Origin of the sequence: Ensifer sp. ENS07 (assembly GCF_014852185.1) — a bacterium.
GTDB classification, from domain to species: Bacteria; Pseudomonadota; Alphaproteobacteria; order Rhizobiales; family Rhizobiaceae; genus Ensifer; species Ensifer adhaerens.
In genome coordinates, this window is the sequence record NZ_JACVBE010000002.1 from 1,126,804 (window position 1) to 1,142,127 (window position 15,324).

General features: G+C 63.3%; 14 protein-coding genes and 1 tRNA gene. 7 read left to right on the forward strand and 8 right to left on the reverse strand.

The window, feature by feature from the left end; genetic code table 11:
• Positions 1 to 18 precede the first annotated feature (18 nt).
• Both IB277_RS12645 and IB277_RS12650 read right to left on the reverse strand, forming a co-directional pair.
• Positions 19 to 2,379, reverse strand: coding sequence for an EAL domain-containing protein (locus IB277_RS12645; protein ID WP_090298123.1), 2,361 nt, complete (start codon positions 2,377 to 2,379; stop codon positions 19 to 21).
• A 116-nt stretch (positions 2,380 to 2,495) separates the two neighbouring features.
• The gene (locus IB277_RS12650; protein WP_060518848.1) at positions 2,496 to 3,722 is read right to left on the reverse strand and encodes an ROK family transcriptional regulator; all 1,227 of its coding nucleotides are present in this window, start codon (positions 3,720 to 3,722) and stop codon (positions 2,496 to 2,498) included.
• Positions 3,723 to 4,068: 346 nt separating this feature from the next.
• Between IB277_RS12650 and xylF the strand changes: the two genes are divergently transcribed.
• The 3 genes from xylF (at position 4,069) to IB277_RS12665 (ending at position 7,456) form a co-directional block, all read left to right on the forward strand.
• Positions 4,069 to 5,106: a D-xylose ABC transporter substrate-binding protein gene (gene xylF, locus IB277_RS12655; protein ID WP_034793921.1), complete on the forward strand. Its 1,038-nt coding sequence runs from the start codon at positions 4,069 to 4,071 to the stop codon at positions 5,104 to 5,106.
• 226 nt (positions 5,107 to 5,332) lie between these two features.
• Positions 5,333 to 6,658, forward strand: a complete 1,326-nt coding sequence (locus IB277_RS12660; protein WP_060518850.1) for a sugar ABC transporter permease — start codon at positions 5,333 to 5,335, stop codon at positions 6,656 to 6,658.
• 12 nt (positions 6,659 to 6,670) lie between these two features.
• Positions 6,671 to 7,456, forward strand: coding sequence for an ATP-binding cassette domain-containing protein (locus IB277_RS12665; protein ID WP_034793927.1), 786 nt, complete (start codon positions 6,671 to 6,673; stop codon positions 7,454 to 7,456).
• A 59-nt stretch (positions 7,457 to 7,515) separates the two neighbouring features.
• Here IB277_RS12665 and IB277_RS12670 read toward each other — a convergent pair whose 3' ends face one another.
• On the reverse strand, positions 7,516 to 7,959 hold the full coding sequence (locus IB277_RS12670) for a GtrA family protein (RefSeq protein WP_051659298.1): 444 nt from the start codon (positions 7,957 to 7,959) through the stop codon (positions 7,516 to 7,518).
• A gap of 192 nt (positions 7,960 to 8,151) precedes the next feature.
• Between IB277_RS12670 and IB277_RS12675 the strand changes: the two genes are divergently transcribed.
• From IB277_RS12675 to IB277_RS12685, 3 genes are read left to right on the forward strand one after another with little or no spacing between them, the layout of a single operon-like run.
• Complete coding sequence (locus tag IB277_RS12675; RefSeq protein WP_143034243.1) at positions 8,152 to 8,547, forward strand: hypothetical protein; 396 nt, start codon at positions 8,152 to 8,154, stop codon at positions 8,545 to 8,547.
• Positions 8,513 to 9,979, forward strand: a complete 1,467-nt coding sequence (locus IB277_RS12680) for a GMC family oxidoreductase N-terminal domain-containing protein (RefSeq protein ID WP_210339597.1) — start codon at positions 8,513 to 8,515, stop codon at positions 9,977 to 9,979. Before IB277_RS12675 ends, IB277_RS12680 begins: the two co-directional genes overlap by 35 nt.
• Before the next feature lie 36 nt (positions 9,980 to 10,015).
• Complete coding sequence (locus IB277_RS12685; RefSeq protein ID WP_060518859.1) at positions 10,016 to 11,044, forward strand: NAD(P)-dependent oxidoreductase; 1,029 nt, start codon at positions 10,016 to 10,018, stop codon at positions 11,042 to 11,044.
• Here IB277_RS12685 and IB277_RS12690 read toward each other — a convergent pair.
• From IB277_RS12690 to IB277_RS12700, 3 genes are read right to left on the reverse strand one after another with little or no spacing between them, the layout of a single operon-like run.
• Positions 11,028 to 11,801, reverse strand: a complete 774-nt coding sequence (locus tag IB277_RS12690; RefSeq protein ID WP_090298132.1) for an HAD family hydrolase — start codon at positions 11,799 to 11,801, stop codon at positions 11,028 to 11,030. The genes IB277_RS12685 and IB277_RS12690 overlap by 17 nt on opposite strands.
• Positions 11,798 to 12,805, reverse strand: a complete 1,008-nt coding sequence (locus IB277_RS12695; RefSeq protein WP_090298134.1) for a UbiA family prenyltransferase — start codon at positions 12,803 to 12,805, stop codon at positions 11,798 to 11,800. The genes IB277_RS12690 and IB277_RS12695 overlap by 4 nt, the downstream gene beginning before the upstream one ends.
• Before the next feature lie 43 nt (positions 12,806 to 12,848).
• Positions 12,849 to 14,327 (reverse strand): glycosyltransferase family 39 protein, encoded by a 1,479-nt coding sequence (locus tag IB277_RS12700; protein WP_134886360.1) that lies wholly within the window; start codon positions 14,325 to 14,327, stop codon positions 12,849 to 12,851.
• Between the two features lie 431 nt (positions 14,328 to 14,758).
• Here IB277_RS12700 and IB277_RS12705 point away from each other — a divergent pair.
• Positions 14,759 to 14,835: transfer RNA gene (locus IB277_RS12705), tRNA-Arg, on the forward strand.
• A gap of 104 nt (positions 14,836 to 14,939) precedes the next feature.
• Here the strand turns inward: IB277_RS12705 and IB277_RS12710 are convergent.
• Both IB277_RS12710 and IB277_RS12715 read right to left on the reverse strand, forming a co-directional pair.
• Complete coding sequence (locus tag IB277_RS12710) at positions 14,940 to 15,158, reverse strand: hypothetical protein (RefSeq protein WP_192371007.1); 219 nt, start codon at positions 15,156 to 15,158, stop codon at positions 14,940 to 14,942.
• A gap of 48 nt (positions 15,159 to 15,206) precedes the next feature.
• Positions 15,207 to 15,324 (reverse strand): transposase domain-containing protein (locus IB277_RS12715; protein WP_192371008.1); only part of this gene is annotated, 118 nt, incomplete at its 5' end.

The window sequence follows — 15,324 nt, forward strand, 5'->3', positions numbered from 1 at the left end:
TGCCCGGCCGCGGCCGTTTCAACCGTCGGCGCGCGCCGGCACCTTCTCCCGGCGCGCGGTTTCCTGGCCGGTGCTGGGCGCGGCACCCGGCCGACCGGAGAGAAAGCCCTGTATCTGCAGGCAGCCCTCCTCCGCAAGGATCTGTCTTTGCCGTTCGGTTTCGACGCCCTCGGTCACGACCGCGAGCCTAAGGCTGTGGCCAAGCGCGATGATCGCCCGGACGATCGCCTGCGCCGAAGGGTCCTTTTCCAGCGCCGCGGTGAAGCTGCAGTCGATCTTCAGCTTGTCGAAGGGGAACGTCTGAAGGTTGCTCAGCGACGAATGGCCGGTGCCGAAATCGTCCATGACGATCCGCACACCAAGGACCCGTAGCCGCACCAGCACTGCCAGCACGTCCTCGCGATTGTGCATCAGCGCCGCCTCGGTGATCTCAAGTTCGAGCCGCCAGGGATTAAGGCCGGTGCGGCGCAGGATGTTCGCAACCTGGTCGAAGAGGTTGGGCAAAAGGAACTGGACCGGCGAAATGTTGACGGAGATCGGCAGGGGCTCGTTCCACTTCGCCGCTTCCGTGCAGGCTTGCTCCAGCACCCATTCGCCGATCTGGATGATCGAGCCGCTCTCCTCGGCAATCGGGATAAAGACATCCGGGCCGATCAACCCGCGCTGCGGATGCTCCCAGCGCAGCAGCGCTTCGTAGCCGATGATCCGGTCGCTCTGGACTTCGACCAGTGGCTGGTATTCGAGGAAGAATTGTCGGCGGAGCACCGCATGGCGCAGGTCGTTTTCGATCTGGCGGCGGGTGCGTACCGCCTCGTCCATCTCCCGGTCGAAGAAGCAGGCGATGCCCTTGCCGCTCTGCTTGGCGCGGTAGAGCGCCGTGTCGGCATTGTTGCGCAACTGATCCGCCGTCTGCCCGTCTGCCGGAAAGATCGCAGCCCCGATGCTGACGCCGACGGCGGTCGGGTCACGATTGGTGTCCATCTCGGCAGCAAACAGCGCCAGGATCCGGTCCGTCAACTGCCGCGCCGCCTCCGGCTCCCTGCCGCCCACCTGGATGATCGCGAACTCGTCGCCGCCGAGCCGGGCGATCGTATCCTGCTCGCCGACGGCTGCGCGCAGGATATCGGCGACCTTCATCAGGATGCGGTCGCCCTCGCCATGGCCGAAGATATCGTTGACCGCCTTGAAGCGGTCGAGGTCGAGGCAGAGGATCGCCAGTTCCTCGTTTCTCGCAGCCGCCGCCGCCAGCGTCTGGCCCAGCCTGCGGTCGAAGAAGGCGCGGTTCGGCAGGTCCGTCAGCGCGTCATGATGGGCGAGATGTTCGATCGTGCGCTCGGCTTCCTTACGCGCCCGTAGGTCACGCACGAAGATCACGTCACATTCCCGGCCGCGATACTCGATCGTACGGCACATGAACTCGACGGGAATGGTGCGCCCTTCTGCGTTCAAGAGGTCGATTTCGCCCGGACCGTCGCCGTGTCTGTGGGCGTCCAACCCCTCCTCGCCGAAGACGAAGATGTCTGCCGGGTGCCGTCCGGAAAGCTCCGAAAGCTTGCGACCTGTCAGGCCCGCGAAGCGCTCGTTGGCGTCCACGATTACGCCATCGAAGACGATCGCCATGCCTTCGAGCGATGCATTGGCGAGTCCGCGCAGATCCGTCAGATGCCGGTCGAGGAAGAGCGCGCCGAAGGCGAGCACGATCAATGTGGTCGAAGCGGCAATGACGCCGCCTGCAAGCCAGGCGGGATGGATGGTATCGGCAACGGCGACATTGGCCTCGGGCACCAGCGTGATGCCGCTCATCGAGGTGAAGTGCAACGCGCAGATGCCGACGACCAGCAGGAGCGACGCGACGACCAGGCGCCGCACGCCGCGCAAGAGCTGAAAGGCGTAGAGCGCGGCACCGGCCAGCACCGTCCCGGCGAGGACTGCGGAGACGGTGGATTGGGGATCGTAGGCAATATGTCCCTGGATCTCGATTGCCCGCATGCCGGTAAAGTGCATCGCCGCGATGCCGGCGCCGAGCAGCAGGCCACCGCAGGTCATCGAGAGATGCGAGCGCCCGCCAAGACCGATCGCAAAGGCCATCCAGGACGCTGCGATCGCCACGGCCACCGACAGGAGCGTGCCCCAGGCGCCATAGGCAACGGGAACGCCGCCGTCATAGGCGAGCATGGCGATGAAATGGGTGGACCAGACGCCGATACCGCAGGCAAAACCGCTTGCCGCGATCCACAAACCGCGTTGGCTGCCTTCGCTTCGTTGCGCGCGCAACAGGAGCAGCATCGTCGCGACGCTGCCTGCCAGGCAGACGATCGCGGCAACCAGGATGAGGCGCCAGTCATGATCGTCGCGTATGCATGCAATCACTGAAAACATAATCGTCTCCCGCGTCAGGGTCACCTTGACAAGGAGTCGCTAAATAACTGTAAATTGTATCACTGGAATTGTTCGCCTTCGGTACAACCCCAAAAATGGTTGCCCGAAAATTCGCCTCAACCGTGCATCGCCGATCCGCCGACGCTGGCGATGTCGCCATCGATCACACCCAGCGCCCGCGCCAGGTGCCCCTCGAAAACCAGGCGCTGCTCGTCGGCAACGACCGTGATTTCCGGCGGCCCCTGAAGACGGATCTGCATCGATTGGGCAAGCCCCTCCTCGATCCCGGGCAGCATCAGATCGAAGTATCGGATGCCGGGTCCGGTGACATGGACCGGCATGCGCTCGTAGAGGCTCAACATGCGCGAGATGCCGTTGCCGAGCGCGATGCCGGCCTGGCGAAAGGCATAGCCGGCCATGCGGTGGCCCTGTCGTGCGCTGGCGGCAATCTTGTCGAGCTCCGTCACCGGAACGAACTTGGCGGGGATCGTATCTGCCGGCACTTCGAACGCCGCGCGCAGGATGCCGTAGAACCCGGCCGCCGCCTCGATGCAGCCATAGGCGCCGCAGCGGCAAAGGCCCGCGGACGGCGCGTGCAGCATGTGGCCGAAATTCGGCGCGCTGACATCCATATCGCCGCTCTGGCTCTTGCGGGCAACACCAAGGCCGATGCTGTGGCCGAGCGAGATCGCCGCAAGCGCCCTGAAGCCGCTCTCCGGCTTGCGCTCTGCCTGGGCGGCGAGGGCCTGCGCGACCAGAAGGGTTTCGTTGCTGAGCATGACCTTCGCCCGCCAGTCCGGCGCGAGCAGCGCGGCGAAATCCAGTTCCTCCCGCCCGAACACCGGCGACCACAAGAGCCGCGCGGACGCGCCGTCGACCAGGCCCTTGCTGCTGATAGAGACGGCCAGTACCTGGTTCCGCTCCAGTCTCGACCGCTGCAACAGGCGCTCGAGCGCATCGACGAATGCCCGGGCGAAAGGGGCCGTACCGCGCTCGTCGTGGTTTCGGCTTTCGTCGAAGCGGTCGAGCAACGTGCCGCCGTAGTCGACCAGCGAATATTGCACGATGTCGGACGAGATCCGAACGACGATCAGATGACCGTGATCGCGGCGTGGCGTGAACAGCACCCGCGGCCGCCCGCGCCCGCCCTGGACCTGCTGCTCTGCCTTGGCGAGCGCACCAGCCTTTTCCAGTTCCGCCGTGATCGCCGAAACGGTCGCGGAGGCAAGCCCGGTCTCGGCAGAGATTTCCGTATGGGAGAGATTGCCGGCGCGCCTGAGCGCCGCAAGGACCAACGCGCTGTTTTGCTGACGCACGAGCTCAGTGCTGGACTTGGTCAGCATGAGACGTCCCTGTCAGTGGCGGATCCTTCGAACACATGCCCCTCCCAAAGCATCTGTTGAACGGCAAGACAAGGAGCAGAACGCCTTGTCGACAGCCTTGTGGCACCGATTTTCAGGGCGGTCGAGAAACATCGGACGCGACCGCTCGCGGAGCACCTTGTTGATGCCGCAACCAAGCTTTCGCACCGTGTTGACAGCCTCAAAAATCCATGACATTCATTTTCTCGACTGTCGAGAAAATAATTCCGCACAATGTAGCGGCACGATCTACGACAGCGTCTTAAGGCTGGCGGAGGATGGTGCGGGAGGTTCGCACGCTTGGCCGGCCCTCACTCGGGAGGATGAAATGAAAACCGTTTTGAAGCTGATGGCAGGGGTTGCCGTCATCGTTTCCCTGCATTCCGTTGCCCAGGCGAAGGACCTGGTCGTCGGCGTATCCTGGTCCAACTTCCAGGAAGAGCGTTGGAAAACCGACGAAGCCGCCATCAAGGCAGCCCTCGAAGCCTCGGGCGACAAGTACATTTCCGCTGACGCCCAGTCGTCCGCCGCCAAGCAGCTGACCGACATCGAGTCGCTGATCGCTCAGGGCGCCAACGCACTGATCGTGCTCGCCCAGGACAGCGACGCCATCGGCCCGGCGATCGAAAAGGCCGCTGCCGAAGGCATTCCGGTCGTCGGCTATGACCGCCTGATCGAAAACCCGGCCGCCTTCTACATCACCTTCGACAACAAGGAAGTGGGCCGCATGCAGGCCCGCGAAGTGTTCAAGGTCAAGCCGGAAGGCAACTATGTCTTCATCAAGGGCTCGTCCTCCGACCCGAACGCCGACTTCCTCTTCTCCGGACAGATGGAAGTGCTGAAGGAAGCCGTCGACGCCGGCAAGATCAAGAATGTCGGCGAAGCCTATACCGACGGCTGGAAGCCTGAAAACGCCCAGAAGAACATGGAGCAGTTCCTGACCGCCAACGACAACAAGGTCGATGCGGTCGTCGCTTCCAACGACGGCACCGCGGGCGGTGCGGTCGCAGCCCTCGATGCCCAGGGCCTGGCCGGCTCCGTTCCGGTCTCCGGCCAGGACGCCGACAAGGCGGCCCTGAACCGTGTTGCTCTCGGCACGCAGACCGTCTCGGTCTGGAAAGACAGCCGTGAACTCGGCAAGCGCGCCGCAGAAGTCGCCGTCGAACTTGCCGGCGGCAAGAAGATGGAAGAAGTCTCTGGCGTCACTACCTTCAACGGCGGCCCGAAGGGCGTGGCCATGCAGTCGGTCTTCCTGGCTCCCCTGCCGATCACCAAGGACAACCTGAACGTCGTCATCGACGCGGGCTGGATCTCCAAGGCTGAAGCCTGCCAGGGCGTCAAGGGCGACGTCGCGGCCTGCAAATAAGCCGCACCAGCAGAACTGAGCGCTGACAAAAGACAAGCGCCGCAACGCAACCCGTTGCGGCGCTTGCGCAAGGTGCGGACGCGGCGGACAATACCGCTACCGCGACCGCACAATCAGCACGAAGGCTCGGTTTCTGCCGTCGTACCGGACTTGTCGCGTCCACTTGGGGCTCTTGGTGCCACTGACGCGATGACATCAACAACATAAGTGGGGGGAAGGCACGTCCATGGCCGACATCACACAAGGCAACACAAAGGGCGCACAGACAAATCGCGCCCGTACAGCGGACGAGAACCCGGTAAAACGTTTCTTCCGCGCCACCGAGATCGACACCCGGCTGCTCGGCATGGTCGGCGCGCTCGTCATCATCTGGGTCGGCTTCCAGATCATGACCGGCGGGCTGTTCCTGACGCCGCGCAACCTGTGGAACCTGACGGTTCAGACCTCCTCCGTCGCCGTGATGGCGACCGGCATGGTGCTGATCATCGTCACCCGCAACATCGACCTCTCCGTCGGCTCCGTGCTCGGCTTCTGCGGCATGGTCATGGGGGTCATGCAGGCGAAGTTCCTGCCGCAATATCTCGGCCTCGAACACCCGGCCATCTGGATCATCACCCTTCTGAGCGGCATCGCCGTCGGTGCCGCCATCGGCGCGCTGCAGGGCTCGATCGTCGCCTTCCTCAACGTGCCCGCCTTCATCGTCACGCTGGGCGGCCTGCTCGTCTGGCGCGGCGCCACCTGGTTCGTCACCAGCGGCCAGACGGTCGCGCCGATGAACGCCACCTTCCGCCTGATGGGCGGCGGCACTGAAGGCTCGATCGGCGCAACGGCAAGCTGGATCGTCGGCATCCTTGCCTGCATCGCCATCGTCGCCGCCATCCTCAATTCGCGCAAGCAGCGCAAGCGCTTCCGCTTCCCGCTCCGTCCGATCTGGGCGGAGTATTTCCTGGCGATCCTCGGCTGTATCCTGGTTCTCGGCGCGATCGCCGTTGCCAACAGCTACTACTGGCCGACCAACATCGCCCGCAAATATGCCGACGCCAACGGCATCGCCTGGCCGGACGGCGGTCTGCTGATCTCCCACGGCATTGCCATTCCGGTGCTGATGGCGATCGCCGTCGGCATCGTCATGACCTTCATCGCCACCCGCCTGCGTTTCGGCCGCTACGTCTTTGCGCTCGGCGGCAACCCGGAAGCGGCCGAACTCGCCGGCATCAAGACCCGCTGGGTTACCGTCAAGATCTTCACGCTGATGGGCATCCTCTGCGCCATCGCCGCGGCGATCTCGACCGCCCGCCTCAATGCGGCAACCAACGCGCAAGGCGAACTCGACGAGCTCTACACGATTGCTGCAGCCGTCATCGGCGGCACCTCGCTTGCCGGCGGCGTCGGCACGATCGCCGGCGCCATGATCGGCGCGCTCGTCATGCAATCCCTACAGTCGGGCATGGTGCTCTTGGGGATCGACAGTCCGTTCCAGCGCATCGTCGTCGGCGTAGTCCTCGTCGTCGCCGTCTGGCTCGACACCGTCTACCGCGCCCGCGCCAAGTAAGGAGTACGATCCATGAAAGACCAACGCACTCCGCTTGTGGAAATGAAGAACATTTCCATCTCCTTCGGCGGCATTCACGCCGTGGACAACGCCTCCGTCGACCTCTACCCCGGAGAGGTCGTGGCGCTGCTCGGCCACAACGGTGCCGGCAAGTCGACGCTGATCAAGATCCTCTCGGGCGCCTACAAGCGCGATGCCGGCGAGATCCTGATCAATGGCGAGGCCGCCGACATCAACAACCCGCGCGACGCCAAGAAATACGGCATCGAGACAATCTACCAGACGCTCGCCGTCGCCGACAATGTCGACGCCGCCGCCAACCTCTATCTCGGCCGTGAGCTGCGCACCCCCTGGGGCACGCTCGACGACGTGGCGATGGAGGCCAAGGCCCGCGAAGTCATGGGGCGCCTCAACCCCAACTTCCAGCGCTTCAAGGAGCCGGTGAAGGCGCTTTCGGGCGGCCAGCGGCAATCGGTGGCGATCGCGCGCGCGATCCTCTTCGACGCCCGCATCCTGATCATGGACGAGCCGACGGCAGCCCTTGGGCCGCAGGAAACCGCCCAGGTCGGCGATCTCATCAAGCAGCTGAAGCGCGAAGGCATCGGCATCTTCCTGATCAGCCACGACATCCACGACGTCTTCGACCTCGCCGACCGCGTGTCTGTCATGAAGAATGGCCAGGTCGTCGGCCAGGCCCGCACCGAGGACGTCACCAAGGACGAGGTGCTCGGCATGATCATCATGGGCAAGGTGCCGCCAAAGGCGATCCCCGGCCCAGGCGCCATGCAGGTGGCGTAAGCCCAGCGTCGCACAAGACCACCCTCTCAATGACGCCGCGCCCCCCGGGCGCGGCGTTTCTATTTGCCCGATGGGGCTCGCCCCGCAGCACGGGCCGGCTCTGTGCCGCGCCCTTCCCCCGCGCTGCCGGCGCGAAAGATCAGCGTCCGGCTCAGCGCATAGTTCACCGAAAAGACCAGGAGCAGCGCCAGCGCCTGGGCAATGACATAGTGCATGACGGCCGATAGCAGCGTGAAGGCGACCGCGTTTATTCCGGCGCCGAAGGTCGACACCGCCAAGAACTTCGGCAACGCCTTCAGGTGCGGTTCGTCGGATCGGAAGGTGAAACGCCGCTGCAGGAAATAGTTGACGACGACGGCAAAGTAGAAAGCGATGGTGGACGCATAGACCGGTTCGAGCCGCGCCGTCTCGACCAGGACGGCGAGCGTAGCCACCTGCAGGCTCGCCGCGATGCAGCCGCAGGCGAAATAGCGAACAAAGCTCATATCCAGAAGGCGTCTCATCCGGTGCCTTTCGCATCGAGCGACATCCAGCGGCTGGCGCATAGATGGTCGCCGCCTGGTCGAAAACAACGTTTTAGTAGCTTTTGCTTATAAGAGCAGCTAGAAATACAGGCAGTAAAGAGCAGACAACCGTATTCATCAAAACAGCGCCAGGCTCCTTTCGAGGGGCCGGCTTGATAACGGGGCTCGGCCATGTCGCAGCACTTTCAACAGGCCATCCTGGCGCTCGGCGAGGCGATTGCCCATGAACGCGGCGCTACCGATGACAGCCGGGGCGCCCTGGGCGTACGTGCGGCAGAGTTTCTGCTGAAAGTTCATCGTCAGATGCCCGACTATCTGCGCCCGCCCTTCCATAGTCTCGTGCTTCTTTTCAATGCCTGGCCGCTGCTGCGCAGAGGCAAGTTCTTTCATCAGCTTTCGCTCGACGACCGACTGGCCGAACTCGACAAATGGCGGCAATCCCGCCTCGAGTTCCGTCGGCGCTTCGTCGAGTTCCATATGTCATTGGCATTATTCTGTATTTACTCAGACCTTTACGGCCAGGATTACCAGCATGAACCTGCAACCGGAGTACCTGCTAGCCCCTGAGAGGCTTGCCCCCGACATCATCGTCATCGGCTCCGGGCCGGGCGGTGCGGTGACCGCCACCCGTTGCGCGGAGGCGGGCAAGTCCGTGCTGATGATCGAGGAAGGTCCGCATCTGGCGCTCGAGTCTGCGCCGCATTTCTCCCGCGAGGAAATCCTTCAGAAGTACCGCAACGCCGGCATCAACATCGGCTTCGGCGCGACGAAGATCGCCTATGTCGAGGGCTGCTGCGTCGGCGGCGGCAGCGAGATCAACCGCGGCCTCTACCACCGCACGCCGCAAGCGGTGCTCGACCGCTGGCGCCGCGACTATCGGGTCGATGCCCTGACGCTCGAAGAACTGACCCCGCATTTCGACGCCTGCGAGGCAGTAGCCCGGGTCGAATACCTGCCCGGCCCTGCGCCGCAGCTGTCGACACGGCTCGATGAGGGTGCGCAGCGGCTCGGATGGTCTTCCCTCGAAGTGCCGCGCCTCTTTGCCTACGCCGCCGCCGGGGCCGGCGGATCTCCGGGCCGCAAGCAATCGATGTCGGCAACCTTCGTGCCGCGCTTCCTCGACGCCGGCGGTATGCTGCTCGCCGATACCTGCGCGACCAAGCTTACCCATGCGAACGGGCAGTGGACGGTGCATGCGCGCAGAAAGGGACCGGCGGGCACGAGCCAGATCGAACTGAAGGCAAAAACCGTCTTCGTTGCCGGCGGCGCGGTGCAGACCCCGTGGCTGCTGCGCCGCTCAGGCATCACGCGCCATGTCGGCGACAGCTTGCGCTTCCATCCGATGCTGAAGGTGGTGGCAGTCTTCCCCGACGAACTCAACACCCCTGGCGAACTCGAACCCGTCCACCAGATCAAGGAATTCGACCCGCGCTTCAGCATGGGCTGCTCGATGAGCAAACGGCCGGCGCTGGCGCTGGCCATGGCGGCACACCCGGAGATGATCGATGCGGTCGATCGGGACTGGCGGCGCATGGCGATCTACTACGTGCAGAGCACCGGCGGATCCGGCAAGGTGAGATCCCTGCCCGGCTTTCGCGATCCCCTGGTGCGGGTCGGCCTTCAACCGTCGGACCTGAAGGAACTGGCCGTCGGCCTTGCACGCCTCGCCGAAGTGCTCTTTGCCGCCGGTGCCCTTGCAGTCTATCCGAGCATTCCGGGCTATCCGGTGCTGAAATCGCTGGCCGATATCGCCAAGCTTCCCGAAACGCTCCCTCCCAAGCAGGCAAACGCCACTGCGCTTCACCTCTTCTCCTCCTGCCCGATGGGCGAGGACGCCGAGAAATGCGCTGCGAGTTCGTTCGGACGCGTGCATGGCGCCAGCAATCTCTACATCGCCGACGCTTCGCTTCTGTGCGGGCCGACGGTCAATCCACAAGGGACAGTGATGGCCGTCGCGCTTCGCAACATCACACGCGCGCTCGAGGATCGGGCGATCTGATCAGAAAACTTCCGCAGACAGGGGCTGGAGGGACATATGCGACATCTCATCACCGGCGGATCAGGCTTCATCGGCAACCTCGCAGCTCGACGGTTGCGCGAACACGGCGACGAGGTGCGGGTGCTCGACCTCTGGGAGGATCGTTCCCGCCCGGCGGACATCGAGTTCGTCAATTGCTCCGTGCTCGACCGCGACGGCGTGCGCGCCGCCATGCGCGACGTCGACGTCGTCCACCACAATGCGGCGCTGGTGGCGCAGACGGATGCGGGGCGCGACTACTGGAACGTCAACGTCGAGGGGACCCGTATCGTCTGCGAGGAAGCCGCAAGAGCGGGCGTCCGGTCGCTGATCCATGTCAGTTCGACCGCCGCCTACGGCATCCCGCCTTCCGGCCCGATCACGGCGACAACCCCGCTTCGCCCGGTGGAGCCCTATGGAAAATCGAAGCGCGCCGGCGAAGAAGTGGCCGAGGCCATCTGCACGGCCGCCGATATGACCCTGATCACCATCCGGCCCCGCGCCACCCTTGGCGGCGGCCGGCTCGGCATCTTCCAGATCCTCTTTGAATGGATCAGCGAAAACCGCGCCGTCTATGTCATCGGATCCGGCAACATCAAGTTCCAGTTCGTCCACGCCCATGATCTCATGGATTTCTACATGCTGGCGCTCAAGGCCGGTCGGAGCGGCACCTACAATGTCGGCACCGACAGCTTCGGCACGCTGCGCCATGACCTAGAGGCCCTGATCCGCTATGCCGGCAGCACATCGAAAGTCCGGAGCCTTCCGACCGCCGCCACCATCAACACGCTGCGGGCGCTGCATTGGCTGAGGGTCTCGCCGCTGGTGCCCTGGCACTACCTCACCTACCACAAGGAATGCTACTTCGACGTCGAGCCCCTGCTTGCCATGGGCTGGCGGCCGAAATACTCCAACGAAGCCATGCTGCAGGAGAGCTACGACTGGTATCGCCAAAGCGCGAAGCTCGCGTCAGCCGTCACCGCAAAGAGCCCGCACCGCGCGCCGCTCAAGCAGGGCGCGCTCTGGCTGCTCAAGATGATATCGTAAGCGAGCGGGGCGCCGGAGCCGGCGCGCCCATCGGCTGCGGCTCCGTCACTGGCCAAAAGATCTCGTCGTCATAGCCGCGGAACGTATCGACGCCGGCAATTGGGCTTGCGCTGCGAATCAGGGCGCGCATGCCGTGGCTCTGCGCCACCGCCCAGTCGCGCTCCACCCGGTCGCCAATCATGATCGCCTGCTCCGCCGGCACCTGCGCACGATTGAGCACATGGGCAAGACCGGCCGGATGCGGCTTCAAAGCGCCGACTTCGGGATCCATGGCGGAGACGACGATACTGGCGCCAAGGCCAAGCGCCTTCAGTTTCTCCGACGCCGGATAGTCGGACAAAACCGCAATCGTCTTTCCCTGAACCGCAAGGCCGGCAAACACCCGCTCGACGCCGTGGCACCGGCAAGCCGGAAGGAGATCGAGCGGACGCCGTTCGATCCATTCCTCGACCGTCTTCCGGACGCTCTCCGGCGACTGCCCGCACCGCTCCGCAGTCAGTTCGTATTGCCGGGCTGCCACATCGGTCGCCAACGCATCGCCCAGTTCCTCGCGGCAGTCGCGAAAGGCGCGCAGGATGCGGATGGTGCCAAGGCTGCACCTGCGCGCCGCGTCCGCAACAAGCCGCAGCAGCATCCGCGCCCGCAGCCGCCGCTGGTCGTAGAGCGTGCCGTCGAGATCGAACACCACGAGGCGCACCCGATCCCAATCCACCGGTCCGTTTGGCAAGGCTCCGTTCGGCAGCGTCGAACCGGTCATTGCAGCGACGATATCGGCACGAGGAAAGAAGCGGCCAGGAAGTCCAGCATCGGCACGTTGACGAAGCTCGCGAACAGGAAGACGGCGATGGTCAAAGTCAGCATGACGTCCAGCCGCCGGGAGTGAAACAGCCTTTCCGGCCGTTGCACCACCGATCCGGGGCGCGTGGCAAGCCAGAGATAGACGGCGAAGAGGCCGCTAATGAACGGAAAGACGAGGATGTATTCCACCCGGTATTTCACCAGGAAAACGCCAAGCAGAAACGCCGTCATCATCGCGTAGACGAAGCAGGAAACGGTGAGGCTCTCCTCGGTGTAGTATTCGAACGACCGCCTATATTTCTTCAGGACGGCGACCCCCGCATTCGCGGCGATGTCGCGATACTCCCCGAGCCGCTTGGCCGCCATCAGGAAGGCGCCGGCCATCCAGTAGGCCGCAAGCACGCTGACCGGCGGCAAGGTCACCTGATCGACGATGGCCCAGCCGAGCAGGAAGCGGATCGGATTGTTGAGGCATTCCGTCAGCACATCGAGATAGGGCTTGTCCTTCGCCCGGATGGGCTCGACGTTGTAGAGGATGCCGGACAGCAGGAAGAGCAGCGACGTGGCGAAGAACAGCTTGCCGACGACCGACGCAAGCAGCAGTCCGATGACGGCAAGCAGCAGATATTCGCCGTAGACGATGCGCGGCTGCATCTCGACGACGACGGCGCGACGTTGTGATTTGGTCGGATGGGCCGCGTCGCGTTCCCGGTCGAGCCACTCGTTGATGACGTAATTGGCAGATGCGATCGAGACGGCGCTCAGAAGCCCCACGGGAATGTTGACGAAAAGAGCCGCCGGATCGGGCTCGCTGAGGGCACAGGCAAGGATCAGCCCAGGCAGGATGAAAACGTGCTTGGTGACATGGTCGAACCGGGCCAGCGACAGGTAGTCGCTTGCCCTCCCCCGCGGTTGGGGCCCCAACGCCTCGATAGGCGTCGTCTCTTCCGGGTTTGCTGGCATGTCCCTCTCCTTGTCTAGAGACCACGCGCCTGAGTCGGGACGCCTACGGCGCGCCGGTACTTGCCGTCTGGTAGATGCGACCGTCCCGCTCGGAGCGCACGAGCTTCAGCTTGGCGAGTTTGACGAGCTCTTTCTCCGTTACCAGGTAGAACCGCCAGTCGATCGCATCGACGAAGACGACATAGGCATTCTTCTGCGCCATATCCTCGCGAAACCGCTCTAGCTGTACGTCGAGCGACCCCGCGTCACTCTCAAGGCCGGTTCGCCTTTCGCTGTGGGAGGGGATCCAGTCCGTCGAGCGGCGCGTCAGGAAATTGAGCGGGTCGCACGCATTGGTGAAGATGACCGCATCTGCCGGCAACGCCCTGACGGCGCGCACGATCGGCGACGACTTCCAGGCCGTGCTCTGAAACCCCACCCCGTCACGGAAGGCCTCCGCCGTCTGGGCGGTGCTGCGCAGTCCGTGGATGGCGAGAAGGCAGAGCAGGATCAGCGCAAGCGAACGCCGGACGACAGGTGCTGCATCGACGCGACCGCAATAGTCCGCCGCCGCAATTACCAGAACGAAGATGATGGCGACATAGAAGGGAAGCGAGTAGCGCGAATTAAGCTGCAGGTTCGCCTCCACATGCACGGCGAGCACGACGAACAGCAGATAGAAATATCCAAACAGGCCGAAGATGAGGGTCATCAGATCGTGGTCGTCCGGCTGGCGTTCGGGCCAGTTTCGCTTCAGCGTCTGCACCAGAACAACCGTCGCCGCGACAAGCGCGAGAAGCAGCACCGGGATGCGGATCACCTGCGGCACCTGGCTCGGCAGGAGAAAGCTCGCCAGAAGCGACAGCCCGCCTAGCCAGCGATCGGCATCGGCATTGCCATAGAACCAGAGCGCGCGGCCAACCGACCGGCCGACAAGCAGCTTGCTGACGATCACCCAGGCGAGAAAGATACCGGCGCTACCAGCGAACAGGAGAACGACGTCGAGGAGCCTTTGGCGAAGGGATCGCGCCGAATTGTAGAAGAGCGCGATTGTGGCAAAGGCCGCCCCGACCGGAGGCGCCACGAAGCGAGCGAGCATGGCAAGCCCGACGCAGGCAGACGAGGCAAGCAAGGGCCCCCGCCCTTCACCGCGCATATAGCGAATGAAGAAACGGATGGCGAGAAATGTCAGCGCAAGGAACAGCGCCTCCGACATCGCTATCGTGCTCGTCCAGAGGAATGTCGGATTGACGATGATCAAAAGCGTTCCGACGGTCACGAAGAACGGTTGATCCGGCAGTGCCGTCCTGAACAGCGAAAAGACGAGCCAGGTATTGAGAAGATAAAGCAGAAAGGCGATGCCGAGCGCGACATGCTCAAGCGCGAACCCAAGGGATCCCCCGGCACCCAGCATCCACGCGTAAAGCGGCGCGTCATAGGGCGTGCTGACGATCTGCATGTAACGCGTCGAATCCGGAAGGATGCCGATACCGTTCCAGGTGTTCAGCACGAAAAGCACGGCCGCGAGAGCAACAAGAAACATCAATGCGGGATCGGAGCGCAGCCTCTCCAACGCCGGTTCGCCGGTCGTGAGATATCGGTTGACCAAAACTTGCCCCCTCGCCTGAAAAAATTACGCGAGCACTGGGTACTGGAGCACTTGGTTACTGGAACGCTTGCCTACTTGAGCACTAGCACTTTAATTTAGAATTATCTTTAATGCAGAATTTATAACGCGCCGCCTTTCGTCGCAAGGACGTTCGCCTGACCAATTCTAGCTACATCGGGTGGGTGATCCCGTCAGATGGGTTGACCATCGCCCCGCGCCATTGCCCGAAGCGATGCGCCGCGACCACAACGCAAGCACAGGATGGCGGTTTCTACCACAATCTCTTGCAATGACCATTGAAGCGACGCGCAAGCTAGGCTAAGAACCGCTCACAGCCTGCTTCGGCGGCCCTGCCGCCAACGGATGCACCCGTAGCTCAGCTGGATAGAGTGTTGGATTCCGATTCCAAAGGTCACAGGTTCGAATCCTGTCGGGTGCGCCATTTTACGTCTTGAAATTGTTGATTGATAACGTGCCGTCTTCAAGATGCGAGAAGCGCTGGTTGATGGCAGGCAATCCGTACATGTCCGCGCCCTTCCGATTTTCCTAGACTACCGTTTCGGCCTCGAGTGCCTGCAATTCCCTGAAGGAAGCCATCCACCCCTCGGGAAGGCCGTGTGACGCGTTCACCGGCGTGTCGGGCGCTTTGATATGGATCGCTTGGTTAACCCAGACCAATCCGCAATAGACCTTCATGAGATATGCCCGCTTCTGCCAGCGCGAAAGCGGCCACTGAGGATCGGCACCGCAAGCGATCTGCGACACCAGTTCCCCACCGTCCACGCTCTGGTCGACGCGATGAAGCGTAAGCGCTTAGCTGACGGCGTCTGACCTGAAGTTCCAGGGCATGAGGGCTTCGATTTCGGATGCGGGCCAGCCTTGAGCGATGCGGGTCAAGGTCTGCGAGAGCCAGTCGAACGGATCGACGCCA

What these genes read in the sequence shown, in the direction of transcription:
- IB277_RS12665 (WP_034793927.1), top strand. Translation starts at nt 6,671, where the DNA reads ATGAAAGACCAACGCACTCCGCTTGTGGAAATGAAGAACATTTCCATC.
- IB277_RS12695 (WP_090298134.1), bottom strand. Translation starts at nt 12,805, where the DNA reads ATGCCAGCAAACCCGGAAGAGACGACGCCTATCGAGGCGTTGGGGCCC.
- xylF (WP_034793921.1), top strand. Translation starts at nt 4,069, where the DNA reads ATGAAAACCGTTTTGAAGCTGATGGCAGGGGTTGCCGTCATCGTTTCC.
- IB277_RS12700 (WP_134886360.1), bottom strand. Translation starts at nt 14,327, where the DNA reads ATGTTTCTTGTTGCTCTCGCGGCCGTGCTTTTCGTGCTGAACACCTGG.
- IB277_RS12680 (WP_210339597.1), top strand. Translation starts at nt 8,513, where the DNA reads ATGAACCTGCAACCGGAGTACCTGCTAGCCCCTGAGAGGCTTGCCCCC.
- IB277_RS12670 (WP_051659298.1), bottom strand. Translation starts at nt 7,959, where the DNA reads ATGAGACGCCTTCTGGATATGAGCTTTGTTCGCTATTTCGCCTGCGGC.
- IB277_RS12690 (WP_090298132.1), bottom strand. Translation starts at nt 11,801, where the DNA reads ATGACCGGTTCGACGCTGCCGAACGGAGCCTTGCCAAACGGACCGGTG.
- IB277_RS12650 (WP_060518848.1), bottom strand. Translation starts at nt 3,722, where the DNA reads ATGCTGACCAAGTCCAGCACTGAGCTCGTGCGTCAGCAAAACAGCGCG.
- IB277_RS12645 (WP_090298123.1), bottom strand. Translation starts at nt 2,379, where the DNA reads ATGTTTTCAGTGATTGCATGCATACGCGACGATCATGACTGGCGCCTC.
- IB277_RS12685 (WP_060518859.1), top strand. Translation starts at nt 10,016, where the DNA reads ATGCGACATCTCATCACCGGCGGATCAGGCTTCATCGGCAACCTCGCA.
- IB277_RS12660 (WP_060518850.1), top strand. Translation starts at nt 5,333, where the DNA reads ATGGCCGACATCACACAAGGCAACACAAAGGGCGCACAGACAAATCGC.
- IB277_RS12675 (WP_143034243.1), top strand. Translation starts at nt 8,152, where the DNA reads ATGTCGCAGCACTTTCAACAGGCCATCCTGGCGCTCGGCGAGGCGATT.